The 26931-nt window shown below is 32.4% G+C and carries 41 protein-coding genes; 38 read left to right on the top strand and 3 right to left on the bottom strand.

What is annotated here, in order from left to right; all coding sequences use genetic code 11:
- The 36 genes from IC220_RS02330 to IC220_RS02155 form a co-directional block, all read left to right on the top strand.
- A partial coding sequence (locus tag IC220_RS02330; RefSeq protein ID WP_458695327.1) for an EF-Tu C-terminal domain-related protein occupies nt 1–196 on the top strand: 196 nt, incomplete at its 5' end.
- A 6-nt stretch (nt 197–202) separates the two neighbouring features.
- A complete protein-coding gene (rpsJ, locus tag IC220_RS02325; RefSeq protein WP_188152989.1) occupies nt 203–520 on the top strand; it encodes a 30S ribosomal protein S10 in 318 nt (105 codons plus the stop codon).
- Nucleotides 520–1236 carry a 50S ribosomal protein L3 gene (gene rplC, locus IC220_RS02320; protein WP_188152988.1) on the top strand — a complete coding sequence of 239 codons (717 nt, stop codon included), beginning with the start codon at nt 520–522 and terminating at the stop codon, nt 1234–1236. Before rpsJ ends, rplC begins: the two co-directional genes overlap by 1 nt.
- A 2-nt stretch (nt 1237–1238) precedes the next feature.
- Complete coding sequence (gene rplD / locus IC220_RS02315; RefSeq protein ID WP_188152987.1) at nt 1239–1853, top strand: 50S ribosomal protein L4; 615 nt, start codon at nt 1239–1241, stop codon at nt 1851–1853.
- On the top strand, nt 1850–2137 hold the full coding sequence (locus IC220_RS02310; RefSeq protein ID WP_188152986.1) for a 50S ribosomal protein L23: 288 nt from the start codon (nt 1850–1852) through the stop codon (nt 2135–2137). Before rplD ends, IC220_RS02310 begins: the two co-directional genes overlap by 4 nt.
- A gap of 1 nt (nt 2138) precedes the next feature.
- Nucleotides 2139–2963, top strand: coding sequence for a 50S ribosomal protein L2 (rplB, locus tag IC220_RS02305; RefSeq protein WP_188152985.1), 825 nt, complete (start codon nt 2139–2141; stop codon nt 2961–2963).
- A gap of 3 nt (nt 2964–2966) precedes the next feature.
- A complete protein-coding gene (rpsS, locus tag IC220_RS02300) occupies nt 2967–3251 on the top strand; it encodes a 30S ribosomal protein S19 (RefSeq protein WP_188152984.1) in 285 nt (94 codons plus the stop codon).
- Nucleotides 3252–3256: 5 nt separating this feature from the next.
- Nucleotides 3257–3592: a 50S ribosomal protein L22 gene (rplV, locus tag IC220_RS02295; protein WP_188152983.1), complete on the top strand. Its 336-nt coding sequence runs from the start codon at nt 3257–3259 to the stop codon at nt 3590–3592.
- 17 nt (nt 3593–3609) lie between these two features.
- Nucleotides 3610–4230 carry a 30S ribosomal protein S3 gene (gene rpsC / locus IC220_RS02290; protein ID WP_188152982.1) on the top strand — a complete coding sequence of 207 codons (621 nt, stop codon included), beginning with the start codon at nt 3610–3612 and terminating at the stop codon, nt 4228–4230.
- 14 nt (nt 4231–4244) lie between these two features.
- A complete protein-coding gene (gene rplP, locus IC220_RS02285; RefSeq protein ID WP_188152981.1) occupies nt 4245–4655 on the top strand; it encodes a 50S ribosomal protein L16 in 411 nt (136 codons plus the stop codon).
- An 11-nt stretch (nt 4656–4666) separates the two neighbouring features.
- Entirely contained in the window at nt 4667–4870 is a 204-nt protein-coding gene (gene rpmC / locus IC220_RS02280; RefSeq protein ID WP_188152980.1) for a 50S ribosomal protein L29, read from the top strand.
- A complete protein-coding gene (gene rpsQ / locus IC220_RS02275; protein WP_188152979.1) occupies nt 4839–5099 on the top strand; it encodes a 30S ribosomal protein S17 in 261 nt (86 codons plus the stop codon). The genes rpmC and rpsQ overlap by 32 nt, the downstream gene beginning before the upstream one ends.
- A 13-nt stretch (nt 5100–5112) precedes the next feature.
- Nucleotides 5113–5472 carry a 50S ribosomal protein L14 gene (gene rplN, locus IC220_RS02270; protein ID WP_188152978.1) on the top strand — a complete coding sequence of 120 codons (360 nt, stop codon included), beginning with the start codon at nt 5113–5115 and terminating at the stop codon, nt 5470–5472.
- Complete coding sequence (gene rplX / locus IC220_RS02265; RefSeq protein WP_188152977.1) at nt 5472–5789, top strand: 50S ribosomal protein L24; 318 nt, start codon at nt 5472–5474, stop codon at nt 5787–5789. The genes rplN and rplX overlap by 1 nt, the downstream gene beginning before the upstream one ends.
- A 7-nt stretch (nt 5790–5796) precedes the next feature.
- A complete protein-coding gene (gene rplE, locus IC220_RS02260; RefSeq protein WP_188152976.1) occupies nt 5797–6330 on the top strand; it encodes a 50S ribosomal protein L5 in 534 nt (177 codons plus the stop codon).
- Nucleotides 6331–6345: 15 nt separating this feature from the next.
- Complete coding sequence (rpsN, locus tag IC220_RS02255) at nt 6346–6654, top strand: 30S ribosomal protein S14 (RefSeq protein WP_188152975.1); 309 nt, start codon at nt 6346–6348, stop codon at nt 6652–6654.
- A gap of 19 nt (nt 6655–6673) precedes the next feature.
- Nucleotides 6674–7069, top strand: coding sequence for a 30S ribosomal protein S8 (rpsH, locus tag IC220_RS02250; RefSeq protein ID WP_188152974.1), 396 nt, complete (start codon nt 6674–6676; stop codon nt 7067–7069).
- A gap of 16 nt (nt 7070–7085) precedes the next feature.
- Complete coding sequence (gene rplF / locus IC220_RS02245; RefSeq protein WP_188152973.1) at nt 7086–7631, top strand: 50S ribosomal protein L6; 546 nt, start codon at nt 7086–7088, stop codon at nt 7629–7631.
- A 5-nt stretch (nt 7632–7636) separates the two neighbouring features.
- Nucleotides 7637–8008, top strand: coding sequence for a 50S ribosomal protein L18 (gene rplR / locus IC220_RS02240; protein WP_188152972.1), 372 nt, complete (start codon nt 7637–7639; stop codon nt 8006–8008).
- 5 nt (nt 8009–8013) lie between these two features.
- Nucleotides 8014–8526, top strand: a complete 513-nt coding sequence (gene rpsE, locus IC220_RS02235; protein WP_188152971.1) for a 30S ribosomal protein S5 — start codon at nt 8014–8016, stop codon at nt 8524–8526.
- Nucleotides 8527–8529: 3 nt separating this feature from the next.
- Complete coding sequence (rplO, locus tag IC220_RS02230) at nt 8530–9000, top strand: 50S ribosomal protein L15 (protein WP_188152970.1); 471 nt, start codon at nt 8530–8532, stop codon at nt 8998–9000.
- Nucleotides 9001–9003: 3 nt separating this feature from the next.
- Nucleotides 9004–10323 (top strand): preprotein translocase subunit SecY, encoded by a 1320-nt coding sequence (gene secY / locus IC220_RS02225; protein WP_188152969.1) that lies wholly within the window; start codon nt 9004–9006, stop codon nt 10321–10323.
- Nucleotides 10320–10952, top strand: a complete 633-nt coding sequence (locus IC220_RS02220) for an adenylate kinase family protein (RefSeq protein ID WP_188152968.1) — start codon at nt 10320–10322, stop codon at nt 10950–10952. Before secY ends, IC220_RS02220 begins: the two co-directional genes overlap by 4 nt.
- Before the next feature lie 55 nt (nt 10953–11007).
- On the top strand, nt 11008–11376 hold the full coding sequence (gene rpsM / locus IC220_RS02215) for a 30S ribosomal protein S13 (protein WP_188152967.1): 369 nt from the start codon (nt 11008–11010) through the stop codon (nt 11374–11376).
- A 15-nt stretch (nt 11377–11391) separates the two neighbouring features.
- Complete coding sequence (rpsK, locus tag IC220_RS02210; RefSeq protein WP_188152966.1) at nt 11392–11778, top strand: 30S ribosomal protein S11; 387 nt, start codon at nt 11392–11394, stop codon at nt 11776–11778.
- A gap of 22 nt (nt 11779–11800) precedes the next feature.
- Complete coding sequence (locus IC220_RS02205) at nt 11801–12865, top strand: DNA-directed RNA polymerase subunit alpha (protein ID WP_188152965.1); 1065 nt, start codon at nt 11801–11803, stop codon at nt 12863–12865.
- 7 nt (nt 12866–12872) lie between these two features.
- A complete protein-coding gene (gene rplQ, locus IC220_RS02200) occupies nt 12873–13298 on the top strand; it encodes a 50S ribosomal protein L17 (protein WP_188152964.1) in 426 nt (141 codons plus the stop codon).
- 7 nt (nt 13299–13305) lie between these two features.
- Nucleotides 13306–13656, top strand: coding sequence for a YraN family protein (locus IC220_RS02195; RefSeq protein ID WP_188152963.1), 351 nt, complete (start codon nt 13306–13308; stop codon nt 13654–13656).
- A gap of 3 nt (nt 13657–13659) precedes the next feature.
- Complete coding sequence (atpH, locus tag IC220_RS02190; RefSeq protein ID WP_188152962.1) at nt 13660–14214, top strand: ATP synthase F1 subunit delta; 555 nt, start codon at nt 13660–13662, stop codon at nt 14212–14214.
- An 11-nt stretch (nt 14215–14225) separates the two neighbouring features.
- On the top strand, nt 14226–15767 hold the full coding sequence (atpA, locus tag IC220_RS02185; protein ID WP_188152961.1) for a F0F1 ATP synthase subunit alpha: 1542 nt from the start codon (nt 14226–14228) through the stop codon (nt 15765–15767).
- A 9-nt stretch (nt 15768–15776) separates the two neighbouring features.
- A complete protein-coding gene (gene greA, locus IC220_RS02180) occupies nt 15777–16271 on the top strand; it encodes a transcription elongation factor GreA (protein ID WP_188152960.1) in 495 nt (164 codons plus the stop codon).
- Between the two features lie 2 nt (nt 16272–16273).
- Entirely contained in the window at nt 16274–16912 is a 639-nt protein-coding gene (gene ribB / locus IC220_RS02175) for a 3,4-dihydroxy-2-butanone-4-phosphate synthase (RefSeq protein ID WP_188152959.1), read from the top strand.
- A 15-nt stretch (nt 16913–16927) separates the two neighbouring features.
- Complete coding sequence (locus IC220_RS02170; RefSeq protein ID WP_188152958.1) at nt 16928–18193, top strand: M48 family metalloprotease; 1266 nt, start codon at nt 16928–16930, stop codon at nt 18191–18193.
- 101 nt (nt 18194–18294) lie between these two features.
- On the top strand, nt 18295–19782 hold the full coding sequence (gene murJ, locus IC220_RS02165; RefSeq protein ID WP_188152957.1) for a murein biosynthesis integral membrane protein MurJ: 1488 nt from the start codon (nt 18295–18297) through the stop codon (nt 19780–19782).
- A 3-nt stretch (nt 19783–19785) separates the two neighbouring features.
- A complete protein-coding gene (locus tag IC220_RS02160; protein ID WP_188152956.1) occupies nt 19786–22308 on the top strand; it encodes an AsmA family protein in 2523 nt (840 codons plus the stop codon).
- Nucleotides 22309–22574: 266 nt separating this feature from the next.
- Complete coding sequence (locus tag IC220_RS02155; protein ID WP_188152955.1) at nt 22575–23150, top strand: AAA family ATPase; 576 nt, start codon at nt 22575–22577, stop codon at nt 23148–23150.
- Between the two features lie 5 nt (nt 23151–23155).
- Here IC220_RS02155 and tsaB read toward each other — a convergent pair whose 3' ends face one another.
- The gene (gene tsaB, locus IC220_RS02150; protein ID WP_188152954.1) at nt 23156–23746 is read right to left on the bottom strand and encodes a tRNA (adenosine(37)-N6)-threonylcarbamoyltransferase complex dimerization subunit type 1 TsaB; all 591 of its coding nucleotides are present in this window, start codon (nt 23744–23746) and stop codon (nt 23156–23158) included.
- The gene (locus IC220_RS02145) at nt 23734–24870 is read right to left on the bottom strand and encodes a cation:dicarboxylate symporter family transporter (protein ID WP_188152953.1); all 1137 of its coding nucleotides are present in this window, start codon (nt 24868–24870) and stop codon (nt 23734–23736) included. The genes tsaB and IC220_RS02145 overlap by 13 nt, the downstream gene beginning before the upstream one ends.
- A 355-nt stretch (nt 24871–25225) precedes the next feature.
- Here IC220_RS02145 and IC220_RS02140 point away from each other — a divergent pair, with 355 nt between their 5' ends.
- A complete protein-coding gene (locus IC220_RS02140) occupies nt 25226–26155 on the top strand; it encodes an AEC family transporter (RefSeq protein WP_188152952.1) in 930 nt (309 codons plus the stop codon).
- A 213-nt stretch (nt 26156–26368) separates the two neighbouring features.
- Complete coding sequence (locus IC220_RS02135) at nt 26369–26821, top strand: ankyrin repeat domain-containing protein (protein ID WP_188152951.1); 453 nt, start codon at nt 26369–26371, stop codon at nt 26819–26821.
- Here the strand turns inward: IC220_RS02135 and IC220_RS02130 are convergent.
- Nucleotides 26752–26931 (bottom strand): transposase (locus IC220_RS02130; protein WP_188152748.1); only part of this gene is annotated, 180 nt, incomplete at its 5' end. The genes IC220_RS02135 and IC220_RS02130 overlap by 70 nt on opposite strands.

Below are 26931 nucleotides of genomic sequence, written 5' to 3'. Positions count from 1 at the left end.
GTTCTATTTAAGAACAACGGATGTGACAGGTAGTATAAAGTTGTTGGATGGCAAAGAAATGGTAATGCCAGGAGATAATGTAAGTATAGAAGTAGATTTGCAGTCTCCAATAGCTATGGATAAGGGATTGCGTTTTGCAATAAGGGAAGGTGGCAGAACCGTGGGTTCTGGTGTCGTTTCTGAGATTTTAGAGTAAGGTAAGATGAAGCAAGATATATATATTAATATTAAAGCATTTGATTGTTCTTTGTTGGAGAAATGTGTTCGGAAATTTGTTGATGAGTTAAAGCGTTCTGGTGCAAAATTATCTGGTCCGATAGCGTTACCGAGAAGGGATTCTAAATTTACTGTTAATAGATCTCCTCACGTGGATAAAAAATCTCGTGAGCAATTTGAGATGAGAGTATCTAAGCGTTTGATTGTTTTACATGATCTTACTCCTACTATGATGCAGATGCTCACAGGTTTTTCTTTTTCTGCTGGAGTGGAAGTTGATTTAAAAGTTAAGAGAGAGGGATGATGAAAAGAGTGAATACATTAAGAAGAGTTGGTTTGTTAATGACGAATGTAGGTCATACGGGTATATATTCTGCTTCTGGTCGTATCCCTGTTACTTTATTGCACTTAAGTGAAACTTATGTTGTTGATCTCAAGGAGCAAGATAAGTGTGGTTATAGTTCAGTTGTTTTGGGCACGGGAGATCTTAAGAATATAGCGAAGCCTCAATTAGAGTATTTAAGAAAAAGGGGTATAAATAATAAATGTAAATTATATGAAAGTAGATTAAGTGATTTATCGGGGATAGAATGTGGTAAGAAGGTGGGAGTAAACCATTTTGTGGTTGGTCAATATCTCGATATTACAGGTTATTCTATAGGTAAAGGATTTGCTGGTGTAATGAAGCGGCATAATTTTAGTGGTATGAGAGCTTCTCATGGTGTTTCTATTGCCCATAGGTCACAAGGCTCTACAGGTCAATGTCAAGATCCTGGTAGAGTATTTAAAGGAAAAAAAATGGCTGGTCATTTGGGTAGTAGTAGAGTGACTGTGCAGAATATAAAAATATTATCTATTGATTGTGAGAATAATATTATTGCTGTGAAAGGCAATAATATTCCTGGATTTAAAAGTTCTTATGTTTTTGTAAGGGATGCAGTTAAGAAGCCTTTGCATAAGGATGTTCCTTTTCCAATAGGTTTATTTTTGGATGCAAATGATGATAGTTTGGTGAGTTAAGTATGGAATGTAGTTTGGTTAATTTATCTAGTAGTAGTGTTGGTACTGTTCAGCTTAATCCCTTGATATTTTCTGTTAAGCAGAAATTACATATTTTGCATGATGTGATAAGGTGGCAACTGGCTAAAAGAAGAGCGGGTACGCATAAAACAAAAGGTATCAGTGATGTTTCAGGTACTACAGCTAAGCCTTATGGTCAAAAACGTACTGGTAGAGCAAGACAAGGTAGTTTGCGATCTCCGCAATTTAGAGGTGGTGGAATTATCTTTGGTCCTGTTGTCAGGAGTCATGCTTATTCTCTTAATAAGAAAGTACGTAAGCTTGGATTAAAGATAGCTTTATCTTTAAAGTGCTTAAATGATCAATTAGTTATTCTTGATAATCTAAATGTTGATGTTAAGAAGACATCGGAAGTATGTAAGTATATGAGTAATTTTAAATTTTCTTCTTTTCTTATAGTTGGTGATTATGGGGATAATTTATTGCGTGCGACAAATAATTTGCATTATGTGGATTTAATCAAGCCTATGGGGTTGAATGTCTTTGATGTGCTAAATCATGAGTGTGTAATGTTGACGAGTGATACTTTAAAATATCTTGAAGGTAGGTTATTATGATTGAATATAATAATATAATAAAATCTTCCATAGTTACAGAGAAGGCTTCTTTTGTAAAAGAAAAGTTTAATAAGTATTCTTTATATGTTACTGTAAATGTAAATAAGCGCCAAATAAAAGCGGTAATAGAGTCTTTATTTGATGTAAAGGTTTCCTCTATAAATGTTTTAAGGGTAAAGCCTAAAATGAGACGTTTTAGAGGTGTGGTTGGTTGTGAAAAACAAAAGAAAAAGGTTTATTTTTCATTAATAGATGGTCAAAAGTTAGATATAATGAGTGTTTAATATGGGTATAAAATTTCTTAATCCTGTTACTCCATCTTCTCGTGGTACTGTTTTAGTCAGTAAAATTGGTTTGTCAAAAGATAAGCCGGAGAAGTCTCTTACATGTGGTAAGAAAGCTAGTGGAGGTAGGAATAATTACGGTAGGATTACTACTCGCCATAAGGGGGGTGGTCATAAGCAGACGTATAGAATTATAGATTTTAAACGTAATAGAGATGATCGAGGTGTAGTTGAAAAGATAGAATATGATCCAAATAGAAGTGGCTTTTTAGCTTTGATATCCTATGAGAAAGATAATACTAAGTCTTATATATTAGCTCCGCAGGGTATAAAGCCTGGTGATGTTGTAATGTCTGGAAATGATGCTGATATATTACCAGGGAATTGTTTGCCATTAAAGTGTATACCTGTTGGTTCTTTTGTGCATAACGTTGAATTAAAACCTGGAAATGGAGCGACAATAGCTCGATCTGCTGGTTGTTACGCGCAAATTGTTGGTCGTGACGGTGCTTATGTTTTATTGCGGTTAAGGTCTGGTCAAGTTAGATTAATTTTATCTTCTTGTAAGGCTACTATTGGAATAGTATCTAATCCTGATCATAAGAATAGGAAATTGGGTAAAGCTGGAAGAAGTAGGTGGCTTGGAATTAGACCAACTGTACGTGGGGTTGCTATGAATCCAGTTGATCATCCTCATGGAGGTGGTGAAGGAAAAACTTCAGGAGGCCGTCATCCTGTTACTCCTTGGGGTGTTGCGACGAAGGGCAAGAAAACTCGCAAAAAAAATAAATTTAGTAATAAGTATATAAAACAATTAAAGGGTTAATTTATGAGTAGATCTGCATGGAAGCCACCTTTTTCTCATCCTTCTATACTCAAGAAGGTGAATAGTGCTTTAAATAAGGGGCTTGTTAATATAGTTGTAAAAACTCGCTCTAGAGCCTCTGTGATTCTACCTAATTATTTAGGTTTAAAGTTTGCTGTTTATAATGGTAAAGATTATATTCCAGTTAACGTTAATAATCAAAATATGATAGGTCATAAATTTGGTGAGTTTTCACCTACCCGTAAATTTACTGGTCATAGTGGTGATAAAAAGGCGACAAGAAGGTAATTGATATGAAAATAGTTGAAGCTACTGCTAAAGTTTTAAAATCTACTCCTCGCAAGTTAAACTTAGTTGCTGATTTAATACGCAACAAAGAGATTGCTTTTGCGACAGTGCAGTTGAGATTTTGTGAAAAAAAGGCTGCTGATCTTATAAACAAAGTATTAAATTCTGCAGTTGCGAATGCTCAGTATAATTATGGGTTAGATATTGATAATTTATACATAAAAGAAATTTTAGTAGGAAAGTCTTTTACTTTGCGTAGAGTATGTACAAAAGCTATGGGTAGGGCTAATAGAATAAATAAGCGTTATAGTAATATTACTATTAAACTAGCGGAAAAATAAGAGATTAATGAGGAAATATGGGACAAAAGGTTAATCCTGTAGGATTTAGATTAAAAATAAATAATAATACTTGGAATTCTATTTGGTATGCTGATAAAGATTATAAACAGAAGTTACATCAAGATTTATATATTCGTAATGATATAAGTAAATCTTTTAAGCATGCTGGTGTTTCTAAGGTGGTGATAGAGCGAAAAATTGATTTAGTATCTGTAACAATACATGCTTCTAGGCCTGGGGTGATAATAGGTAAAAAGGGCTCAGATATTGAAAAATTAAAGCAAAAAGTTGCTAAAGAAGTAAAAAATAATGTAGAGTTAAATATAATAGAAATTAAGAGATCTGAAATAGATGCAACTTTAATATCAAATAGTATTACACAGCAATTGGAGAAGAGAGTATCCTTTAGAAGAGCGATGAAAAAATCCATACAAAGTTGTTTAAGGATGGGTGGTAAAGGTATTAAAGTAAGTTGTTCTGGACGTCTTGGTGGAGCCGAGATAGCTCGTACTGAGTGGTATAAAGAAGGTCGGTTGCCTTTACATACCTTGCGTGCTAATATAGATTATGCTTTTTGTGAAGCAAAAACTATATATGGCATTATAGGAGTGAAAGTCTGGGTTTATATTGGTAATTAATTAGGTATATTAAAATGTTTGTTCCAAAGAAGAGTAAATACAAAAAAGTATTTAAGGGGAGGATGAAAGGTAACACAAAAGGTGGTAGTACATTGGCTTTTGGAGATTATGGTTTAAAAGCTATAGGGGAAGGCAAAGTGCAGTCTAAACATATTGAAACTGCAAGGCGTGTAATATCTAGAACTTTAAAACGTTCCGGTAAGGTATGGATAAGGATTTTTCCCGATACTCCTGTAACTAAAAAACCAGCAGATGTGCGTATGGGTAAAGGAAAAGGTAGTGTTGAATTTTGGGTATTTAAAACTAAACCTGGCAGGGTTTTATTTGAAATTGGCGATGTTCCTATGCATTTAGCAAAATTAGCACTTAAGAAGGCGACAGCTAAACTTCCTTTAAAGTGTAAATTTATATCTAATCATGATTAAAAGGAGTTATAATGGATATAATTGATATTAGATCAAAGCCTTCGCAGGAATTGAAAGAGACTCTTATAAATTTACGTAAGGAGTTTGTGAATTTAATTTTTCAAAAGAAATTAGGGCAGTGTAGTAATATTTCGCGTTTTAACTTGATAAGGAAAAGCATAGCTCGTATTTTAACTGTATTAAATGAAAGAAGAGGAGAGGAAAAGGATGCCTAAGAAGGTTTTTTGTGGTACTGTAATTAATGCTAAGTGTGAAAAAACTATAAAAGTTTCAGTATTGCAGGTATATAAAGATAAGTTGTATAAAAAAGTTATAAAGAAGTATAAGAAGTATACAGTACATGATGAAAGTAATAGTTGTAAAGAAGGAGATAAAGTGTTTATACAAGAACATATGCCTATTTCTGCTACTAAAAAATGGATTGTTATTAATCATTCAAGTTGAGTAGGATATTTATATGATTCAGAAAAATACGTTGTTAGAAGTGGCTGATAATTCTGGTGCACGTCAAGTGCTTTGTATTGGTCTATTGGGTGGGAGAAGGTCCGCATCTATAGGTGATACAATTGTTGTATCGACTAAATCTATTAACCCGAAAGGTAAGGTTGAAAAAGGTAAGGTATATAGAGCAGTTGTTGTGAGAGTAAAGAGCCCTATTAGGAAATCTGATGGTTCTGTTGTTCGTTTCTCCAGTAATGCTGTGGTTTTAGTTAATAATCAGAATGAACCGCTTGGTACTAGGGTATTTGGCCCGGTAAAAAAATTACCATCTGGTTCTTTTATGAAAATAATGTCCTTAGCTGTTGAGGTTTTATAATGAGTGCAAAAATAAAAAGTGGTGATGATGTTATAGTGCTAATAGGTAAAGATAAGCAAAGGATTGGCAAGGTTATTAAGGTTATAACATGTGAAGCTAAAAAAAAGGTGGTTGTTTCTGGTGTGAATGTATGTAAAAGACACACTAAACAAAAGGCCGGTAATAGTGGTGGTATATTAAATAAAGAACTAGCTATTGATATATCTAATGTTGCAATGTTAGATCCTAAGTATAGAACTCCAACTAAAGTAGGGTTTAAGTTTGTGGATGGTAAGAAAGTGCGCTTTGCAAAAGTTTCTGGGGAAGTAATAGATTAAGGTGAGTATGTTTAAAGAATTATATAAAAATAGCATAGCAAAGTCTTTGAAAGATAAGTTCAATTATGGTAACATAATGCAAATACCTAAGCTTACCAAGGTATGTATTAATATGGGTGTTGGAGACGCTGCTTCAGACAGTAAAGCAATAAATGAGCCGCTTGATAGTTTGTGTTTAATTTCAGGTCAAAAACCTGTAATCACTCATGCGAAGAAGTCTATCTCTGGTTTTAAAATCAGAAAAGGTGCTGTTATTGGTTGTAAGGTAACTTTGCGTAGAGAGAGAATGTATGAATTTTTAGAGAGATTAGTATATATTGCTTTACCTAGAGAGAAGGATTTTAGAGGATTTAGTGTAAAACAGTTTGATGGTAACGGTAATTTTTCTTTTGGTATAAAGGAGCATATTTCGTTTTTAGAAATAGATTATGATAAAGTTACAAAGATTAGAGGTATGGATATTAATATTATAACAAGTGCAGCTAATGATTTGGAAGCAAAAGAGTTGTTATCGGCATTTAAGTTTCCTTTTTTTGATTAATTAGAGAAGAGATATATGGCAAAAAAATCTATGATACAAAGAAATCTTCGTAGGATAAAATTGTGTGATCAATATAAGAGAAAAAGAGAAGAGCTGAAGGCTATAACGAATAACAAGGGTTTATCTCTTAGTGAAAGGTTTGCAGCTCAAAATAAGTTGATAAAAAAATTGCCTAGAAACTCATCTAAAGTGAGAATTAGGAATAGATGTGCCTTAACAGGGAGACCTAGAGGGGTATATAGGAAATTTGGTTTGTGTAGAGTTATTTTACGTGATTTATGTGCTTTTGGAGAAATTCCAGGGGTAACGAAATCTAGTTGGTAGTATAAATAAGGAGTGTATAGTGGCGTTATCTGATAGTATTGGTGATTTCTTAACAAGGATACGTAATGCTCAATTAGCAATGCATAGAACAACAAAAATTTTGTTTTCTAAGGTAAATTCTTCTATATTAGAGATTTTAAAAAATGAAGGATATATTCTTGATTATGAAAAGGAAGTTGTAGGTAATATACCGCACTTTATTGTGAAGTTGAAGTATTATAATAGATTGCCTGTGATTAGTAATATAGAGAGAATATCGAAGCCTGGTTGTCGTTGTTATTCAAAATATAAGAATATTAGTAAGGCATACAATGGGTTAGGTGTTTTTATTATATCTACTTCTAAAGGGGTGATGACTGATTATGATGCGCATAAGTTAAAAGTTGGCGGAGAAATTTTGTGTCGTGTGTTTTAAGTAATAGGAGAAGTTCATGTCTCGTATAGGTGCTGCACCCATTAATATTCCTACTGGTATTTCAGTTGAGTGTAGTGATGGTAAAAAAGTGTTAATAAAGAGTGTTAAAGCAGAAAAAGAGTTGAGTCTTTCTGATAATATTGTATGTGAAATTACTAATAATCAATTATTGCTTTCTGTTGATAAAGAGAAAGATGAAGAGGATAGCAAGCCTATGTGGGGTACCTATAGGAGTAATATTAATAATATTATCAATGGTATGGCCAGTGATTTTTCTGTTGATCTTGAAATCAATGGTGTTGGATATAAAGCAGATTGTGATGGGAAATATTTGACTTTGTATCTTGGTTATAGTCATAATGTAAAGTATAAAGTGCCTAAGGATGTACAAATTAAGTGTGTGAAACCAACTCACTTGGTAATCAGTGGTATGGATAAACAAAAAGTCCATATGGTTGCATCTGATATATGTAAGGTCAGAAAATATGATCCTTATAAAGGTAAGGGTATTGTAATAAAGGGCAAGTTTATGCTGCGTAAAGTTGTAAGTAAAAAGAAGTAATGAAAATGAGAAGATTATATAATGTTTTAAGTAATTGTGAAAAGAGGAAGTTACGTAATAGAAAAAAGCTTAATAATTGTGTTGAGCGTTTACGTATATCCATATTTAAATCTAACAGGCATTTTTATGCTCAGTTGATTAATGATACAAAGGGTGTCACTCTTACTTCAGCTTCTACTTTGGACCCCAAAATCAAAAGTGTGTGTCAAGGTAAGGTAAATGCTGAAGTTGTGAAGCAAGTTTCTAATTTAATGATTGAGCGTTTATCTAGTTTAGAGTTAGATCAACAGCTGGTATTTGATCGTGGGTCATATAAATATGCAGGGTTAGTTTCGCAATTTGCTGAAGCTCTAAGAAGTTCTGGATTCAAATTTTAGAAGGTATGGCTGTGAAGAATTTACAAAGTAATAACGATTTATCGGAACTTTTAGTTTCAGTGCGCAGAGTGACAACAGTAACGAAAGGTGGTAGAAAATTTTCATTTTCAATTTTAGTTGTTGTTGGTGATGAGAAAGGCAAAGTAGGTTGCGGAATAGGCAAGCATGCGGAAGTTGCTGAAGCAAGAATTAAAGCTGTGAATGCTGCAAAAAAATCGATGATTAAGGTACATTTACGTGAAGGTAGGACTTTACATCATGATATTAAAGCTAAGTTTTGTTCAGGTGAAGTGACTTTGAGGGCGGCAAAGGCCGGAACTGGTATTATTGCTGGTGGAGCGGTTAGGTCTGTTTTTGAAGTACTTGGTATCAAAGATGTAGTAGCTAAGTCTACTAGATCAAACAATCCTCATAATGTTATGTGTGCTGTTTTTGAAGCTTTTAATAAAATGTGGTCGCCTCGTCATGTAGCAGGTAAAAGGGGTAAAAAAGTTAGTGAAATAGTTGGTAAAAGGTAAAATATGAATAATACTATAAAATTGAACACTATATTTACTAAGTTATCTACAAAAAAGAAGCCTAAGTTATTGGGTAGGGGTATTGGTTGTGGTAAAGGTAAAACATCTGGTAGAGGACATAAAGGGCAAAAAGCTAGAACTGGAGTTTCTATAAATGGTTTTGAAGGTGGGCAGCAGTCGATATATACTCGCTTACCTAAGAGAGGTTTTAAGCCTATAAATAGAAATATATACTCTATAATTAATGTTGGTGATATACAGCGCTTGGTAGATGCGGGAAAAATAGAGAAGGGCTCTATTATAGATAAAGAAATGCTGCATAAATTAGGTTTTATAAAATCTATGAAGGGAAGAATAAAACTTTTAAATAAAGGTGAGTTAAGCGAGAAATTTGTATTTCGTATTGATTTTGCATCAGAGGCTGCAAAAAAGTCTGTAACTTCAGCTGGTGGTAATATAGAAGTACTATCATAAATTATGAGTAATAAATCACTGTTGAATAACTTAGATCCTGCGTTATTGTATAAAGGTGATCTGTTAAGACGTATATTTTTTACGCTCATAGCTTTAGTTTGCTATCGTTTAGGTACTTATATTCCGATTCCTGGAATTAATCTTGATGTAATTAATGATATATTTCCTAAGGATAGTTCTGGTGTTTTTGGGGTGTTCAATTTATTTTCTGGTGGTGCATTAGCTAGAATGACAATTTTAGCATTAAATGTTATGCCATATATAATGGCCTCTATAATAATGCAGTTGATGTCTTCTGCAATTAAAGGAATGAATGAAGTTAAAAATGAAGGAGAGTTAGGGCGTAGAAAGATGAATTCTTATATACGCTATATAACTATAGTACTTTGTGTTTTTCAATCAATTATAATTTTGATTGGGTTGGAAGGAATGAATAAAGAAGGTGCTTTGGTGGTAATCCAGCCTGGAGTTATGTTTCGCGTTATAGGAGTATTTAGTCTTCTAGGTGGAACTATGTTTTTAATATGGCTTGGGGAGATGATTAGCGCTAATGGTATAGGTAATGGCGTATCATTAATTATTTTTACGGGTATAATATCAGAATTGCATAATGCTTTATCGTCTTTGTTGGTGTTGAATAAAAATGGTAGTATATCACTGTTTATTATTTTGTCTGTTTTAATATTATTCTTTTTACTGCTGCTTTTAGTGATTTTTGTTGAATCCTCTTATAGAAAAGTTGTTGTTCAATATCCTAAAAAGCAATTTAAAAGATCGTCTAATGATGATTTTACTTATATTCCACTAAAGATTAACTTATCTGGTGTAATACCAACTATTTTTGCTAATGCAATTTTGTTGACGCCAATTTCAGTGGCAAATTTTTACAAAGGGCATGCTGTTGCTGATTTTATTTTGAATTACTTTATGGCAAATAAAGCCGTATATATTACTGCTTATCTAATATTAATAGTGTTCTTAAATTTTTTCTATACTGATTTTATATTTAATCCGCAGGAAAATGCTGATTTTCTGAAGAAAAACGGTGGTTTTATTCCTGGCAGGAGGCCTGGAAAGCATACTGCTGATTATCTTAAGGATATAGTTTTTAAGTTAACGTTTGTTGGTTCTACATATTTAGCAATTATATGCACTGTACCTGAAATTGTGAGATATCATTATGATATACCTTTTATTTTTGGCGGTACGAGTTTGTTGATTATGGTGAATGTTGTAACTGATACTATCACTCAGGTGCAGTCTTATATTTTTTCAAATAGGTACGATAGTTGGATAAAAAAATATGAAAGGAAAGTGAGATGATCATTGTAATTTTTGGTCCTCCTGGTTCTGGTAAGGGTACTCAATCAAATATTCTATTAGAAAAATATGATTTACAATTAATCTCAGTAGGTGATTTGTTAAGAAGCATTATATCTAGTAAAAGTGATTTAGGTAAAAAAATAAAAGATATTGTTGAATCTGGCAATTTAATTCAGGATGATATTATATGCGAGTTATTGCATAGTCAAATTACATCAATGGGTGATAATGTGTTATTAGATGGTTTTCCTAGAAATCTAAATCAAGCGCATTTTTTAACTCAAGCTTTAAAGAAAAAGTATGATAGAGATGTAGATTTTGTAATAGAGTTGAAGGTTGAAGATAGTATTGTAGTTAATAGGTTACAAAATCGTCTTATATGTTTGGATTGCAAGAGCGTATCATCATTTGGCAATGTTGTATGCGTTAAGTGTGGAGGTGAAAAGCTGGAGAGAAGGGTGGATGACGTTGATATGTCTGCAATTCAAAAAAGAATCAGCGAATACCATATACAAATGAAGAGTTTACGTGAATATTACAAGGATAAGGTGTTAGTTGTTGATGCTAGTCTTGGTATTGATAAAGTAACGGAAGAAATTGAGAGTAAAATTTCTTGTAATTTAGTTTGACTATTGGTTGTTTTATGGTATAACTTAAGAGTTATTAATAAGAATCGGGGTATCAGTGGCACGTATAGCAGGTGTAAATGTTCCAGTTAAAAAGTGTGTTCCATTTGCGTTAACATATATATATGGTATAGGAATTTCTACTGGAAATATAATTTGTGATGCTTGTGGAATTGATAAGAATAGACGTATTTCACAATTGCAAGAGGGAGAAATAGAAAAAATTAGCAGTTTTATTAGGCAAAACTATTCTATAGAAGGTGAGTTAAGAAAGGTAGTATCAATGAACATCAAATCTTTAGTGGAGATTGGGTGTTATAGAGGAGTGAGACATAGAAAGGGTTTACCTGTAAGGGGACAAAGGACTCATACTAATGCAAAAACTCGTAAAGGCAGATCTCGTTTGCCTATTGCTGGAAGAAAATAAATTTATTATTATCGTATGAAAAAAGTTAAAACAGTTGGAAAAAGTTCAAAAAAGTTTATTACTGGGGTTGTCCATATACGTGCAACTTTTAATAATACTTTTATAAACATCACTGATGTTCAGGGTAACACATTATACCAAACTTCTGTAGGTGCATGTGGTTTTTCGGGTTCGAGAAAATCTACACCTTATGCTGCTGGTAAAGCTGCTGAATCTGCTGCAAAAGTTGCAATAGAAAAATTTGGTATGAAAGTTGTTTCTGTCGTAGTGCGTGGTCCTGGCTTTGGTACAGAAGCTGCAGTTAAAGCATGTCAAGGTTGTGGATTAACTGTTACTTCAATTATGGATAAAACTGCCATTCCTCATAATGGATGCAGATTACGAAAAAAAAGAAGAGTATAGAATTGTTTGAAAAGGTTATTTTATGTATGAAAATGCTTCTGTTGGTGAGAGTTTAAATAATAAGTTGGCTAAATCTCATTCAGTTAAGGTTATACCAGGTGATTCCATTGAAAAGGGTGATGTAATATTGGAGCCTTTGGAAAGTGGCTTTGCATTAACGTTAGGTAATGCATTGAGACGTGTTATGTTATCTTCTCTGCGAGGATGTGCTGCTTACGGGGTAAAAATTGAGAATGTTACCCATGAATTTACTTCAATTCAAGGAGTGAGAGAGGATGTTACGGATATAGTGTTAAATATGAGTATGTTGAGGTGTAAGTTAGACGGCACCTCTAATAAATGCTTAAATCTAAACGTTAAAGGGCCTTGTCAGGTTGTAGCTGGGATGATAGAAGCTGATGAACAATGCCATATTGTTAACAAAGATTTGCTAATATGTACTCTAGGGCAAGGTGCAGAGTTGAATATGAAGATATATGTAGCTAGTGGAAAAGGTTATCTTCCTGTAGCAAAATATAAGGAAAATGAGTTTTTGAAACTTATTAACGAACAAGATTCAATAGGTTTTATTCCTGTTAATGCTTTATATAGTCCTGTGAGTAGGGTTTCATATAGGGTAGAGAATAGTCGTGTTGGTCAGGTTACTGACAAGGATAAGTTAATATTGTCAATTGAAACTGATGGTACAATTTCTCCTAGTCAAGCTGTTGATTCTGCTGCAAGGATACTACAGGAGCAACTTCAGCCTTTTATTAGTTCTGATGCATGTTATAAGAAGCAGCAAACAGCTTTATCTTCTAGTGTAAAAGACTTAGGTTATGATCCTGTCTTATTGCGTAAGGTAGATGAACTAGAGCTATCAGTTAGGTCGCATAATTGTTTAAAAAATGAAGGGATTAATTATATAGGTGATCTTGTACAAAAAACAGAGAGTGAAATGTTAAGGACTGCTAATTTTGGCAGGAAATCTTTAAATGAAATTAAAGCAGTTTTAGCTAATTTTAGCTTATCTTTGGGTATAGAGGTATCAAACTGGCCGCCGCAGGATATAGAAGAATTGGTAAAACAACATACTGATGAAGATTAGGTAATATATGAAACATGGAATAAAAAAACGTAAGTTATCTCGTTATACTGAACATAGGTTATCAATGTTAAAAAACCTATCTATATCATTAATTAATCATGAGCAGATAGTTACTACTGTGCCAAAGGCTAAGGAACTTCGCCCTTATGTGGAAAAGTTTATTACGATTGCTAAAAATAATAATACTTTGCATGGTAGAAGGCTTCTACTTTCGCGGTTGCATAATAATCAATTAATAGTTGATAAATTGCTGAATATTTTAGCTGGTCGTTATCAAAGTCGTAATGGTGGGTACTCTAGGATAATAAAGTTTAAAATTCGTAAGGGTGATTGTGCTCCGATGGCAGTGATAGAGTTAGTTGATAGGGATATTTTAGCAAAAGGTAAGATCTATGGTGAAAATAAGGGGGAGGATAAAAAAGTAGTAGCATAATCTACAGATGATAAGTAATTTACGTCATTTTATAGGTTATTTTGGCGAGTTATTGGTTTTAACGTATTTAAAATTAAAATTTTATAACATTATAAAACACCGTTATCGCTGTAAATTTGGAGAGATTGATTTAATTATATCTAGAAAAAGGGAATTGATTTTTTTAGAAGTTAAAACAAGCTTATTTGGGCGAGAAATACCAATATCTAATGTGCAGTGTCAGTCTATTATAAATTCCTCTAAATATTTTCTGAGTAGAAATGTTAACTTTTGTAATTATTCAATAAGGTATGATTTGTGTTTTCTTTCTTTAAAGAGATGGCCTATCTATATAAAAAATGCTTGGGTAAGTAATTAAAATATGAAAAAGGTTCAATATAATAATTTAATTTCATCTTATGCTAAAGCTTTATTCTATGTTGCAGGTGATGAGTTGGATATTATAAAAAAGAAAGTGGAATTTTTATTAGTTTTTTTTAAAGATCACCGTGATATTTTTATCTATCTATCTAATCCAGTAATTTCTACTGTCCATAAGAAGGAGATAATACTCTGTATGAAGGAATATTTAAATGAAAAGCTAATAAAATTTATCATGATGGTATGCCTAAGTAAACGTTTTGCTTTATTACTCTCCATATTAGAAAAATTTTTAAGTTTGGTAAGAGAAGATCAAAATGAATTTAAAGTGACGATAAAGTCGGCGGAGCCTTTGAAGGAAGCTGATATAAAAATAATTACTGAATCTTTAAGCTTTCTTGGTAAAATAATAGAGGTAGATAATGTAGTAGATCCTTCTATAGTGGGTGGCTTTATAGTTAGATATGGTTTTAATTTAATTGATCTTTCTCTGAAAAGTTACTTAGCAAGATTGGTTGATGTAAGTAAAAGGGAAATGTTAAGATATAGTGAATAAAGGGATTTTTTATGAAAGAAAGTATAAATGCTTCTGAAATAGTCAATATAATAAAGGAAAAGATTGAGGCATTTGATAACCCTGTAAAGCGGGAGAGTATAGGTGAAGTGATGTCAGTTGCTGATGGTATTGCATCGGTTTATGGTTTAGAGAAAGCGAAATTTGGCGAAAAAGTTTTATTTGCTAATGGTATAGAAGGAATAGTGCTTGATTTAGATCATGATACAGCTGGGATAGTAATACTTGGTAATGATCGTGATGTGAAAGAAGGTGATATTGTAAAGTGTAGTGGTGATGTTGTACAAGTGCCTGTGGGACATGAGTTATTAGGAAGAGTGGTAAATGCTTTAGGTCAGCCTATAGATGGTTGTGGGGAGATTAAAGCTAAAAATAAAATGGATATAGAATCCAAAGCTCCGGGTATTGTTGATCGTAAATCTGTACATGAGCCACTTCAGACAGGTATTAAAATTATAGATTTACTCATTCCAATAGGAAGAGGGCAGCGTGAATTAATTATTGGTGATCGACAAGTTGGTAAAACTACTATTGCGCTTGATACTATCATCAATCAAAAGAAAATTAATGATGCAGTAAGCGATGATCAAAAGGTTTTTTGTGTTTATGTTGCGATTGGGCAAAAAATTTCGACGGTGGCAAAAGTAGTAAATAGGTTGAGAGAAAGTGGAGCATTAGAATATACAACTGTAGTTGTGGCTAGTGCATCTGATTGTGCACCTATGCAATTTTTGGCGCCTTATTCTGGCTGTACCATTGGTGAATTTTTTCGAGATAAAGGGATGCATTGCTTAGTTGTATATGATGATTTATCTAAGCATGCTGTGGCATATAGGCAACTGTCTTTGTTATTGAGGCGTCCTCCTGGACGTGAAGCTTACCCTGGTGATATATTTTATGTGCATTCTCGATTGCTTGAAAGAGCTGCTAAGATGTCTGATGATAAGGGGCAGGGCTCCTTAACTGCATTGCCAATTATCGAAACTCAAGCAGGTGATGTATCTGCGTATGTGCCAACAAATGTTATTTCAATTACTGATGGACAAATATTCCTTGAATCTGAATTGTTTCATAAGGGATTTCGTCCTGCAGTTAATATAGGTTTATCAGTTTCAAGGGTAGGTTCTGCTGCACAATTAAAGTCTGTAAAAAAAGTAGCTGGTTCTATAAAGCTGAGTTTAGCTCAGTATAGGGAATTGGAGGATTTTGCAAAATTTGGTTCTGATCTTGATGCTAGTGTTCAATTATCATTAAACAAAGGGCGGTATCTTGAAGAGTTATTGAAGCAAAAACAACATTCGCCTATGCTAATAGAGGAACAAGTGGTGCTTATGTATATCTTTTCTAATTTATATGATCAATTAAGTAACATAAAGATAAGTGATATTAATAAATTTGAACATGATCTTATCAATTATTTTCATACAGTGCATCCTGATATGTTAAAAAAGTTGTCAAATGACATGAGTGATGATATAAAAAGTGAGATCTTAAGTATAGTGAGTAATTTTGTTGCTCAATTTAATTGTGTTTAGGTGTTAGTTATGACTTCTTCTATTATGAATAAGTTTCCGATGACAAAGGGAGGTTTTGAGCGTATGCAAGCCGAACTTGGAAAATTAAAGGAAGAAAAACCGATTGTTATACAGGCTATTTCTGATGCCCGGGATCACGGTGATTTATCTGAAAATGCAGAGTATCATGCTGCGCGTGAGAGATTGGGTTTCATAGAAGGTCGTATAATGGAGGTGGAACATAAGTTATCACATGCAGAAGTAATTGATGTGAGAAGTCTATCAGGGAATACAGTGATGTTTGGGGCAACTGTAACATTAAGCATGTTAAATGATGACGATAGTGAAGTAGAATATATTTATAAGATTGTTGGTGAATGCGAGTCTGATGTTTCAAAACAATTAATATCTAGTAGTTCACCATTGGGAAGTGCTTTAATTGGCAAGAAAGTTGATGAGTATGTGGAGGTTATAGTACCTAGTGGGGAAAAATTGTATAAAATAATTAAGATTGAGTTTAAATAAGTATGACTGCTTGTATATCAGTAAATATTTCTCCTGTGGAGGATATTTTAGAAGATGCTCGTTCTGGTAAATTATTTATTTTAGTTGATGATGAAAATAGAGAAAATGAAGGAGATCTAATCATTTTAGCTGAAAAAGTTAAGCCAGAGCATATAGCTTTTATGGTAAGATATGGTACTGGAATCGTGTTTTTAGCTATGACGAAGTTCTATATGAATAAGCTAGATCTTGAGTTTATGAGAAGAAGTAATGTAGACGAAAAGTCTATTCCTCATACTGCATTTACAACGTCAATTGATGCACGTTATGGAATTACTACGGGTGTTTCTGCTGATGATAGAACACGTACGATACTTGCAGCTATTGATCAAAAGAGTACTAAGAATGATATTATTACACCAGGGCATGTTTTTCCTATTATTGCAAATGACGGTGGGGTTCTAGCACGCAATGGTCATACTGAAGCAAGTGTTGAGGTAGCCAAGTTAGTTGGTTGTAGTCATGCAGCCGTGGGTTGTGAAATAGTTAATGATGATGGTTCTATGATGCGTTTACCTGAACTGCTTGAATTTGCTAAACAACACAAGATTAAACTAACCACTATTGATAAACTTATAAGTTACGTCGAAAAACATTCATAACTTAAATGTTTTCTGATGAACAAAATCGCTAATTTATTAATCCTATTGTCTTTTTTTGTATGTTGTCATAATGCCTATTCTGCTAATATTATTCGCGATAGTGAAATAGAAGCTGTAGTAAAAGAATTAGCGCGGCCACTGTTTTTTGCTGCAGGTCTTGATAGTAATAAAATAAAAGTCTTTGTTGTTAATGATAGCGCAATTAATGCTTTTGTGATGAATAACAATAGTGTTTTCATTAACTTAGGGCTTTTGAGATATTCAACCAAACCTTATGCTTTACTTGGAATATTAGCGCATGAGATAGCTCATATATCTGCTGGTCATGTGTTACAGATGAGTAATGTCATGGGATATTTTAAATCGATGGCAATAGCTAGTTGTGTACTTGGATTAGTTTCTGGTATTGCTCTTGACTACCAAGTTGCTAATGCAGTTTTACTTGGTGGTGTAATGTTAAGTACAAGATTGTTTTTTAACTACTCTCAAGAGCAAGAAAGTGTAGCTGATAGTTATGCTTTAAGGTACTTAGACGAATCTGGCTATGATAATGTAGGAATAAAAGAAATTTTTAATTACTTTGGAAGTATTGAGTCTGAGAGTGCTGAACGGTATTTTCGCACGCATCCACTGAGTAACAAACGTTTATTTACTGTACAAAATTATAAGGTTAAAAGCCGTATAAAACAAATTTCCACAGAGCAATTGTTAAAATTTGAACGTATGGTTATGAAGTTAGATGCTTTTTTTACCCCTATGCATGTACTATCTAGCAAGTATAAGGATGATTCAAGGTATATCAGTGCTATAATGTATTATAGGCAAGGAAGAATGGAGGAAGCGACTCAGCAAATTGATTTGTTAGCTCAGGATGACCCATATCTGTATGAATTAAAAGCGGAGATGCTATATAAAGCTGGAAGAATGAGTGATGCTATAGAGAGCTATGAAAAATCACTTAAGTATTTATCTAGCGATGATAGTTACTTAGTAAAACTTGCATTATCTCACACTTTATTGTTATATGGTGATGTAAAAAAGGCCATTTTTTATCTGACACAAATTATAAGTGTAGAGCCACATGATGTTTTAGTTTGGAAGTATTTAAGTATTGCATATAAGCATGATTCTGATATGGGAATGCACTATTTTGCATTAACAAAGAAGGCTTTTATTGAAGGTGATTTAAAGCAATTTACGAAATGTTCTGAGTTAGCTATCAATACTTTACCAAAAGATAGTCTATATTTGCTACAGGTGGAAGATATGAAGAGATATTGAGTAAAAACTTATCAAGTCAAGGCTATGGAAGTGAAGAGCTAAGTCTTGCGTTTTTTCTATTCTTTCTTTAAAAGTAATACTTACATACAGCGTTACCATATATGTTTAAAAGTATTTTTACATTTAGCTTTTTTACAGCTATTTCAAGAATTTCAGGTTTGATAAGGGATGTATTAATTGCTACTGTTATTGGTGCAACGTCTCTCGCTGATATATTTTTTTCTTCATTCCGCCTGGCTAATTTATTCCGTGCATTTTTTGCTGAGGGAGCATTTACTACTTGTTTTATTCCATTATATTCAGCGGAATCTTATGACAGTAAAAGAGCATTTAACTTCGCAAGTAGCATAATATCCATAACATTTATTATTTTGGTAGTTTTCTGCTTTGTTATGCAATTTGCCTTTCCTTATACAGTTAGAGTATTTACTCCTGGTTTTGATCAAAGTAAGTTTGCGCTTACTATTACTTTATCGAGAATTATTCTACCATACATAGTCTTCGTTTCAATAGCATCGTTAGTTGGAGGAATGTTGCAAGTAAAGCAGCATTTTGCTTCAACAGCTATTTCCCCAGTTATTTTAAATCTTTGTTTAATTGTTAGCCTATTTATACCTTATGTTGCAACCCCGGCACATAATCTATCTATAGCTGTATTAGTAGGTGGAATACTGCAGTTATCGTTGATGTTGTTCAGTGCATATAAACTAAGGGCAAATTTTACTTTTAGCCTGAAATTAAGCAGTAAAGTAAAATTATTTTTTAGGCGTATAATACCTGCAATAATAAATAATTGTGTGACTCAAATAGGCGTATGGATTGATACGATCATGGCAAGTTTTCTACCGAATGCAGTGTCTTATATATATTATGCTGATAGATTAACACAACTGCCACAAGGGGTGATTGGCACTGCTATTGGTACAGTACTTCTTCCTTTGATTTCAAGACAAGTAGATGATATAGCAAGAATACAAAATAAAGCTCTAAATGTGGGATTAATATTAATTATGCCAACGACTGCTGCTTTTATTATTATTCCTGATATCATTTTGCTTACACTTTTTGCCTACGGTGAATTCGATTACCATGCGGTGCAACAGACCGTTCCTACATTGATAGCATTTTCTCTTTCTTTACCTGCGTTTATTATAAATAAGGTATTGATGCCAGCATTTTTTGCTAAAGGTAATCTTAAAGTACCAACTATATTTTCATTAATATGTCTTGGAATAAATATAGTGCTTAATCTTTTATTGATGAATAAATATCAACATACAGGAATTGCTATTGCCACTTCTATTTCTACTTGGATAAATTCTATATTTCTAATTAACTATTTGAAAATAAATAGAATGTATAGAGTGAGTCAATTACTGTTATCAAATATTGTAAAAATACTTATAGCTACAGTAGTGATGTCAATAGTTCTATGTACTTTTCGCTTCTTATCAGCAGAGTTACTTTTTGATGATATGCTCACTCGTATTGTTTATTTAGCGATTCTGATAGCTTTAAGTATCACTGTGTATTTTGGTACTCTTTATTTGACCTTTATGAAAAATTTAAGTGATCTTCAACATATATAAATTATGAGATTTTCTATATACGCCATATTATCAATCTTGTTAGTGTTAGTGCTAACAAATGTTGCTGTGACTTTCAAAGATTGGAGTGGATATAAAGAATATATCACACAGAAGTTAGAGAAAGAGTATGATGCTAAAATACATATTATGGGGAAAATTGAAGCTTCGCTGATTATGCCAAAATTAACCATTAACAATGTATATATCCAGTATAATGGACATGAAGAGCAAAAACTATCAGACTTAGTTAGTGTGGGTCAAGTTGAAATAAGACCTTCATTTCTATCACTGTTTTCGTTTTCACTGCAGCCAAAATCTATAACGTTACTTGATATGAAGAGTAATAGACAAAATTTATTTAACATTGTAAATAAAAAATCTAGCAATAATATAATGAATATTCTAATAAAAAATAGTCATATAAGTGTAGAAGATGATTATATTAACATAAGAGAGATCAAGATAAAAAAGAATAAAAAATTTTCAGGTAAAGTGAAGATCAACGATAGCCATTATGACTTTTTAGGAAAAATCAATATTACAAAAAAAAGAATAGATGTTAATGTTGAATCGAAGCTAATAAATTTACTATTTCAAGGTAGTAAGGAGCAGGAAAAAGTAAATGGTAACTTAGTACTAACTGTGAATAATCATGCGGATTCAATAAGTGATTTGGTGAAAGTTATCAACCTGAGCTTACTATCTCATCTTATTCCTAGTGAGAACATTAAGGTATCATCCAATATAAATATGGATGAAAACGAGTTTATGATGACTGATCTCAAAGTTGAGTCAAATAGTATGCAAGCACATGGTGCAATACACAACGATAGGAAAAGTAACCATACTAATGTCAGTGTAAAATTTAGTAAGATTGATCTGGATTTTATGCAAGATAATTCACGGAAAAAAGTGGATGTGAAAGATCTATTAGAATGTTTTAAAAGAAGTATACCGGAGGACTTGAGCTTAGATTTTAATATAGATGCTTCTAATATTAATTATCAAAAAAAGATATTAGATAATTTTCGTGCTGCAGTGAAATTTGTGGATAGCAAAGCAACAGTCAAGACGCTTCTTAAATTGCCAGGTATTAACAATATATTTTACCTATCAGGAGAAGTTTCTAGTAACAATGTGTTGTCTGAATTTAATGGTAATCTTCAAGTTGAGGGAAATGATTTTGAATCGTTTATTTCATGTTTTTTTCCTTCTGTAACAATAAATGAAGATAAGAAAAATCAATTTGTTTTACATTCTAAAGTACATTTTGCCCCTAGAGTACTGTCAATTTCAGATATAACATTAATCAATCATGAAGAATTTCTACAAGGATCAATAAAGGTAAGTTATACAAAAAAGCACAACATGGTTGACGGAAGGTTTAGTATACATAACCTAAATGCAGATAAATATAATTTCGGTAGTTTATATAAAGTACAATGGCTGAAGAAATTTAATCATGATGTAAATATTGAGACTAGCATAAATGATTTGGTATTGAATGATCAAAAAATCAAAAGTGTAGATTTTTTATTGAATATAGAAAAAAATAGGTTGGTTGCTAATAGCATTCAAGTACATGGAGAAAATTTTGATACTATTGGCAATTTTAGAATATTGATGGACCAAGGGCATGTTAAGCCTTTATTGGATATTGATTTTACAGGGAAAAAATTTAATGGTAATATTATCAAATTACCTAATTTTATAGAAAAGACAAATACCTCAAAAAATAAAATAAATCAGGTTCAATGGTCAACAAAAAGATTTGATTTTCTGAATAACATAGAAAACTTTGATGCAAATGTACGTATCAATACTGAAGCATTTACAATGAGACAGAGTAATTTAAAAGATTTTCACTTAGATGCATTGATCAGAAATAGTACCGTCACAGTAAGGCAAGTAAACTATGCATTAGAAGAGGGGAAAGTATCTTTTCAGGGTTATATGAGGTCAGATGAGATGTATACAAGATTTTTTATTTCGGGGTTAGAAGTGAGCAAGATGAGTAAAGCTATAGGAATTAATAATGCAAATGGTCGAATAAGTTTAAGTGGTACAGTAAAGACTCAAGGAAAAAGTCTTTATGATTGGGCTAGTAACTACTCGGGAGAAGTAAAATTAGGAGCACAGCAGTTAACGTTTTCCAACATAGATTTGAATTCATTCATTACTAATTTACTGGGTAGTAAGAATAAATCTGAAGTTGTTACATTTGCTAATGTTGATATATATAAAGGCAGTACATCTTTTAGAAATCTTAAGGGACAAGCAAGCATCAGTAATGGTATATGCTCAACAGGATTACAGTTTCAAATTGACCGAGCATCTGGAGCGATTTCTGCTAACCTAAATTTATCTAATTTCAATGTAGATTCCATATTCAGGTTATTTTTTATACCACCAAACCAGAGTAATTCAGTTTATATAGATATGCATTTAGATGGTCCTATTTGGAACCCTAAGGTGAGTTTTGAAATAGATAAAATATTTGCTACTTTTATAAAAGATAATACTTAACTTATAAGGTTAGTTATTATATTTTATAACTTAATATTATATGCCTAATCTGTATTAAAAAACCCTCTATTAAAACTTAATAAAGTTTATCATTTATCATAAAAAACACTATAATCGTTGAAGTTATGAGCTATAGGAGTAGTAACAATATGGTTTTTATTTTTGTATTTGTATTGCATAATATTTTAACTACTAAGAGTAATTTTTTATCTAATGTTTCAGAAGTTTTGTGTTATTATTAAGTGCGGATCTCGGTATTAAGTAATATGGTAAATATTAAAAAACAAATAACAGGACTGTTCATATATATTATAGGTTTTTCAGGTAGTGGTAAGCTTTCCACGGCAATAGAGTTGTCCAATATGGTAGATGCATTGATTGTAAGCAGTAGCTTTCCTCACAATGCGCAGATTCATACTGTGTATGGTGATGTATTTGAACCCGACAAGATTCCTAAGGGAGTTCAAGATAAGGTATATGACATCACACAAACTATGTTGCAGGTAATAGAAACCTATCCAACTAAGTCAAAAAACTACATATTTTTTGATGAATTAGTAGAAGGGAGTGATCATGACCTCAGAATGTATAATTCAGTAGTCAGTCTTAGTGTAAAAATGAATACAAGAGTTCTTCCTATAGTACTAAGATGCGATTTATCTACATTACAAAAGCGTATTGAGTTAAAAAACAAAAGGGGAAATAAGAAGATTATTAATGCAAGTAACCTTATAGAGAGATTTAAAAGCAGAGACTTATTCGTGCCCCCTAATGCTATAGAGATAGAAAACTCAAATATGGGTGCAAGGGAAGTTGCTGAAGAGATAATAAGTCAAATTTAACGATGCTACTTGAATTTACTCATGTACTCAGGTTCATTCAAGTATAAAGCTTTGGCGCTATTTAACTTTTGCTTATTTTTTAGTCTATAATGGGTTAGTAACCCGGCATGGCTTGCGTTTATCTCTTGCAAGTGGTAGTATTCATATGCACTATAATTCAATTCATTGCTGCTAATCATTTCAGGCTCTGATATTGGCAATAAGTCAGAATTAAATAATTGTGTATAAAATCCTTGAGGATTTTTAATCATACTTCTGATATTTTTCTTCTTATTACATAATGAGGATATGACATATGCTTGAACTTCGAGAGCGTTTACTCCATACAAAGGTTTACGTGTTGCGAGGCTGATGCCCTGTGCTGCTGATATACCAACTCTAATGCCAGTAAAACTTCCTGGTCCAGTGACCACTACCAAGAGATCTATTTTATCATAGTTATAATTGTGTTTAGTGAATAAAGCGTCTAGAACTGTGAAGAAAGATTCTGCATGGCTGTTATTGGTGTGATTATATTCGACAAAATAATTGCCATTATAATCAACAATTGCTATTGAGCTACCAGCACCTACAGTATCAATTGCTAAAATGGACATTTATTGTAGAATTTTGTAAATATCATAGTAAGAGCACCGTTACCCATAACATTTGCTGAAGTGATTATTGGATCAAATACTATGTACAGTGCGGTGATTAATGAAAGCATTTCAGGAGAGAATTGAAGATACTTCTCAAGAATAGGAAGCATTACCATAATTCCCCCGGCAGGAACTGCTACAACAGCAAATTTGAACAATAAAAAATAGCAGAGAAATGTAAAATAGTCTGTTGTATGCAATGAACCACTGGATGTTATGATCATTGATAGTATGATAATAAAGAAACAATCACCTATTAGATGAAAACTAGCAGTGATAGGTACTACTGACGATACTATATCATGTTGTTTTACGTTTTTTTTGCTTCCTTCTAGGGTCATAGGCATAGTTACATTGCTAGACATAGTACTTATTGCCGTAATAAATGCGGGCACCATATTGCCTATACTAATAGTCCAGTTTTTAATCTTAAATGCATTTGCTGCTCCATATAACAAAAAGATATAAAAGTAAGTGACAGATGTGATAATAATAAAAAACATGGAGTAATTTTTAAATATTGTAGATAAAATCTGGTCATGCTGCATTTTTAAAACAAGTCCAAGGACAAATATTGGAATCATTGGCGTTAAGAATGCCTTAAAAATAAAGGAAGTAAGATCTGACATTTTACATGAAAGCTCTTTGCTTCTTTGGGGTAGAAATATAGACATTACTATACTGGATATAAATCCACAAATCGCGGCCTGAAAGTTAGAAATTAATGTAGGCAAATCAAACGACCATAAGGAAGTAATAGTTTCTTTATGTTGTCCTAAATTTTGTATTGAATCGGTATTTTGTATGATTAAGTGCCCTATAGAATAAGCTACCAAACTTGAGGTGAGATTTGATAAGAAAATTGTTATAATAAGTAATATTATGAATTTTATTGCTGATTGTTTTAGGTTATTAATACTACTAAAAATTAATACGAAAACAATGAAGGGCATTATAAATAGTAAAATTTCTTTAATGCTAAGACTTATTGAATATAAGAAGTTTTTTATCTCTATAGGTACCAAGCTACCAAAAAATGCGACTGAAATAATGATGCTTAGTAAAGTAAACAATTGTAGCATATTTTTTTAATATGGAATAAACATGATAATACAGTTATTAAGTATTTAGTAAAGTTAAAAGTTAGAACCCAGGAGTAGAGAGAGATAGCTCTTTTCTTAAATATGATACAAATAGTAAAAAAAGATTTAGTGATCATTACTTGTTCAATAATAAAATAATTATTTTAGTGTATGGTTTATAAAAATTTAATATAAATCTATTATAAAATAATAGTTCTTAAGTGTTATAAAGAGTAGATTTTTATAATAAATTTTGTTTACTTTTACTTTTATTTTTATTTACTTTTATAGTGTCTTAAGGTCTAATGTAGCTTTATCAATTAACAACATTAGAGGGATTGCAATCTAGGTTAGTATGTTTTTTTCCCTTTTTCTTAAAATATTGCCAACATATATTATAATATTTATTGGTTATTTGGCGGGAAAACACCTTAAAATTGATAGAAACACTATATCGCAAATACTCTTTTATATCGCTAATCCACTAGTAGTATTATATGGGGTGGCTAATACAAAAGTTAGTATACAAGTGGCCTCTTTACCAATTTTAGTGTGGGTGATAGGCAGCTCCATGTCTTTGATGGTATATTACATTTCTTCTTTTTTATTTAAAGACAACACGAAGAATATATTAGCATTTAGTTCAGGAAGCACGAGCATGGGCTATTTTGGGTTACCAATAGCCATGGCTTTATTTGATGTAAATACAGTGTCTATATATGTTGTTTGTTATATAGGGATGGTGCTATTTGAAAATAGCTTAGGGTTTTATATTGCTGCAAATGGCATGTATACCACGAGGGAATGTATATTAAAACTATTTAAACTTCCATCTTCCTATGCGATGGTGTTGGGCTTTATTTTAAGCATATTTGATATTCGTATACCTGTTTTTTTATCTGATTTTATGATGAACATCAGAAGCACGTTCGTTACACTAGGAATGATGCTGCTTGGAGTATGTATTGCTCAAATTACAAGCTTTAGAATAGATTGGAAAATTGTTTTAACCACTATCGTAGCAAAGTATGTATTGTGGCCCCTATTTATTTTAGGTATTGTGCTTTTAGACAAACATTTCACAGGTATATACGATGAAAATATATATAAAGCACTGATACTACTAGCCATCATTCCAGTTTCTGGATCTAGTATAATACTTGCTAATATTTTAAATTATCAACCGGATAAAGTGACATTATTACTTTTGATTAGTATCACAGTAGGATTGTTCTATGTTCCTATGGTGATCTCACTGTTTTTCGCTAAGCTTATTCCTTTTTAGTAGACCTCTTGTAAAACCTATTTCTGACGGCAATTTTGTTGTCGAAGCTCTCCTCCAATACATTCTGCGGTGCTCGCTTGCACTTCTCCTCTCACCATAAATCGGTTTCGACAGAGGTTTAGTGATCCACCTGCAAAATTTCATCCAAAAGATTTAATTTTTTTTAAAAGAAATGTATTATGATTTTAATAGGTGTTAATCAGAGGGAAAATTATGCATGGTGAAGTATGGCAGCCGATAGTAGATGAAATAAGTCTTGAGCAAGATTTAAGTCAGCAAAATGTAGTTGAAATAATAAAAAATCAATTAAGGAAAAAATATTTTTCTATATATGTAGAGTGGAGAAGAGGAGAATTTAAAGTCGATCATCCATTTCAAAGTGAATGTACACAATGCACCTTATTAAATATTTTTTCTAGTTATGGCGCAGAGAAGGCAGTAAAGGCTCTGTTAGAAGACGGTGCAGATGCTAATGAGGTGGGAGGGATTCTTGGTGGCACTCCATTACATCATGCTGCTGAAAATGGCCATATAAAGGTGGTAGAGGCTCTATTAGAAAAAGGTGCAAATGTTTGTGCTTTAGGTAGTGTCGACATTTATTTTAACCAAAGATATATAGAAGCAATATGGACAAAAGATAAGAAAGAAATAGCTAATTTATCATAACGAGTAGCAACCCTACGAAAATTCTTGAGTTTATTGAACATTCTTTCGATGAGATTTCTCTCTTTATAAAGCTCTTTATCGTATTCTCTTGGTGTTTTTCTATTGGAACG

The sequence above is a fragment of the Wolbachia endosymbiont of Pentalonia nigronervosa genome, from assembly GCF_014534705.1.
Taxonomy (GTDB): Bacteria; Pseudomonadota; Alphaproteobacteria; order Rickettsiales; family Anaplasmataceae; genus Wolbachia.
Note: the sequence above shows the minus strand (reverse complement) of the source record. Positions and strands in the feature narration are given on the sequence as shown.

Coding starts and splice junctions, on each gene's coding strand:
- IC220_RS02160 (WP_188152956.1), top strand. CDS start 19,786: ATGAGATTTTCTATATACGCCATATTATCAATCTTGTTAGTGTTAGTG.
- rplQ (WP_188152964.1), top strand. CDS start 12,873: ATGAAACATGGAATAAAAAAACGTAAGTTATCTCGTTATACTGAACAT.
- rplE (WP_188152976.1), top strand. CDS start 5,797: ATGTTTAAAGAATTATATAAAAATAGCATAGCAAAGTCTTTGAAAGAT.
- rplP (WP_188152981.1), top strand. CDS start 4,245: ATGTTTGTTCCAAAGAAGAGTAAATACAAAAAAGTATTTAAGGGGAGG.
- IC220_RS02140 (WP_188152952.1), top strand. CDS start 25,226: ATGTTTTTTTCCCTTTTTCTTAAAATATTGCCAACATATATTATAATA.
- rplO (WP_188152970.1), top strand. CDS start 8,530: ATGAATAATACTATAAAATTGAACACTATATTTACTAAGTTATCTACA.
- rpsN (WP_188152975.1), top strand. CDS start 6,346: ATGGCAAAAAAATCTATGATACAAAGAAATCTTCGTAGGATAAAATTG.
- IC220_RS02220 (WP_188152968.1), top strand. CDS start 10,320: ATGATCATTGTAATTTTTGGTCCTCCTGGTTCTGGTAAGGGTACTCAA.
- atpA (WP_188152961.1), top strand. CDS start 14,226: ATGAAAGAAAGTATAAATGCTTCTGAAATAGTCAATATAATAAAGGAA.
- murJ (WP_188152957.1), top strand. CDS start 18,295: ATGTTTAAAAGTATTTTTACATTTAGCTTTTTTACAGCTATTTCAAGA.
- IC220_RS02145 (WP_188152953.1), bottom strand. CDS start 24,870: ATGCTACAATTGTTTACTTTACTAAGCATCATTATTTCAGTCGCATTT.
- rpsJ (WP_188152989.1), top strand. CDS start 203: ATGAAGCAAGATATATATATTAATATTAAAGCATTTGATTGTTCTTTG.
- IC220_RS02195 (WP_188152963.1), top strand. CDS start 13,306: ATGATAAGTAATTTACGTCATTTTATAGGTTATTTTGGCGAGTTATTG.
- rplD (WP_188152987.1), top strand. CDS start 1,239: ATGGAATGTAGTTTGGTTAATTTATCTAGTAGTAGTGTTGGTACTGTT.
- rplR (WP_188152972.1), top strand. CDS start 7,637: ATGAGAAGATTATATAATGTTTTAAGTAATTGTGAAAAGAGGAAGTTA.
- rpsQ (WP_188152979.1), top strand. CDS start 4,839: ATGAAAGAAGAGGAGAGGAAAAGGATGCCTAAGAAGGTTTTTTGTGGT.
- rplX (WP_188152977.1), top strand. CDS start 5,472: ATGAGTGCAAAAATAAAAAGTGGTGATGATGTTATAGTGCTAATAGGT.
- rplB (WP_188152985.1), top strand. CDS start 2,139: ATGGGTATAAAATTTCTTAATCCTGTTACTCCATCTTCTCGTGGTACT.
- rpsE (WP_188152971.1), top strand. CDS start 8,014: ATGGCTGTGAAGAATTTACAAAGTAATAACGATTTATCGGAACTTTTA.
- rplC (WP_188152988.1), top strand. CDS start 520: ATGAAAAGAGTGAATACATTAAGAAGAGTTGGTTTGTTAATGACGAAT.
- rpsC (WP_188152982.1), top strand. CDS start 3,610: ATGGGACAAAAGGTTAATCCTGTAGGATTTAGATTAAAAATAAATAAT.
- atpH (WP_188152962.1), top strand. CDS start 13,660: ATGAAAAAGGTTCAATATAATAATTTAATTTCATCTTATGCTAAAGCT.
- rpmC (WP_188152980.1), top strand. CDS start 4,667: ATGGATATAATTGATATTAGATCAAAGCCTTCGCAGGAATTGAAAGAG.
- IC220_RS02155 (WP_188152955.1), top strand. CDS start 22,575: ATGGTAAATATTAAAAAACAAATAACAGGACTGTTCATATATATTATA.
- IC220_RS02135 (WP_188152951.1), top strand. CDS start 26,369: ATGCATGGTGAAGTATGGCAGCCGATAGTAGATGAAATAAGTCTTGAG.
- secY (WP_188152969.1), top strand. CDS start 9,004: ATGAGTAATAAATCACTGTTGAATAACTTAGATCCTGCGTTATTGTAT.
- tsaB (WP_188152954.1), bottom strand. CDS start 23,746: ATGTCCATTTTAGCAATTGATACTGTAGGTGCTGGTAGCTCAATAGCA.
- ribB (WP_188152959.1), top strand. CDS start 16,274: ATGACTGCTTGTATATCAGTAAATATTTCTCCTGTGGAGGATATTTTA.
- rpsS (WP_188152984.1), top strand. CDS start 2,967: ATGAGTAGATCTGCATGGAAGCCACCTTTTTCTCATCCTTCTATACTC.
- greA (WP_188152960.1), top strand. CDS start 15,777: ATGACTTCTTCTATTATGAATAAGTTTCCGATGACAAAGGGAGGTTTT.
- rplF (WP_188152973.1), top strand. CDS start 7,086: ATGTCTCGTATAGGTGCTGCACCCATTAATATTCCTACTGGTATTTCA.
- rpsK (WP_188152966.1), top strand. CDS start 11,392: ATGAAAAAAGTTAAAACAGTTGGAAAAAGTTCAAAAAAGTTTATTACT.
- IC220_RS02310 (WP_188152986.1), top strand. CDS start 1,850: ATGATTGAATATAATAATATAATAAAATCTTCCATAGTTACAGAGAAG.
- IC220_RS02205 (WP_188152965.1), top strand. CDS start 11,801: ATGTATGAAAATGCTTCTGTTGGTGAGAGTTTAAATAATAAGTTGGCT.
- IC220_RS02170 (WP_188152958.1), top strand. CDS start 16,928: ATGAACAAAATCGCTAATTTATTAATCCTATTGTCTTTTTTTGTATGT.
- rplN (WP_188152978.1), top strand. CDS start 5,113: ATGATTCAGAAAAATACGTTGTTAGAAGTGGCTGATAATTCTGGTGCA.
- rplV (WP_188152983.1), top strand. CDS start 3,257: ATGAAAATAGTTGAAGCTACTGCTAAAGTTTTAAAATCTACTCCTCGC.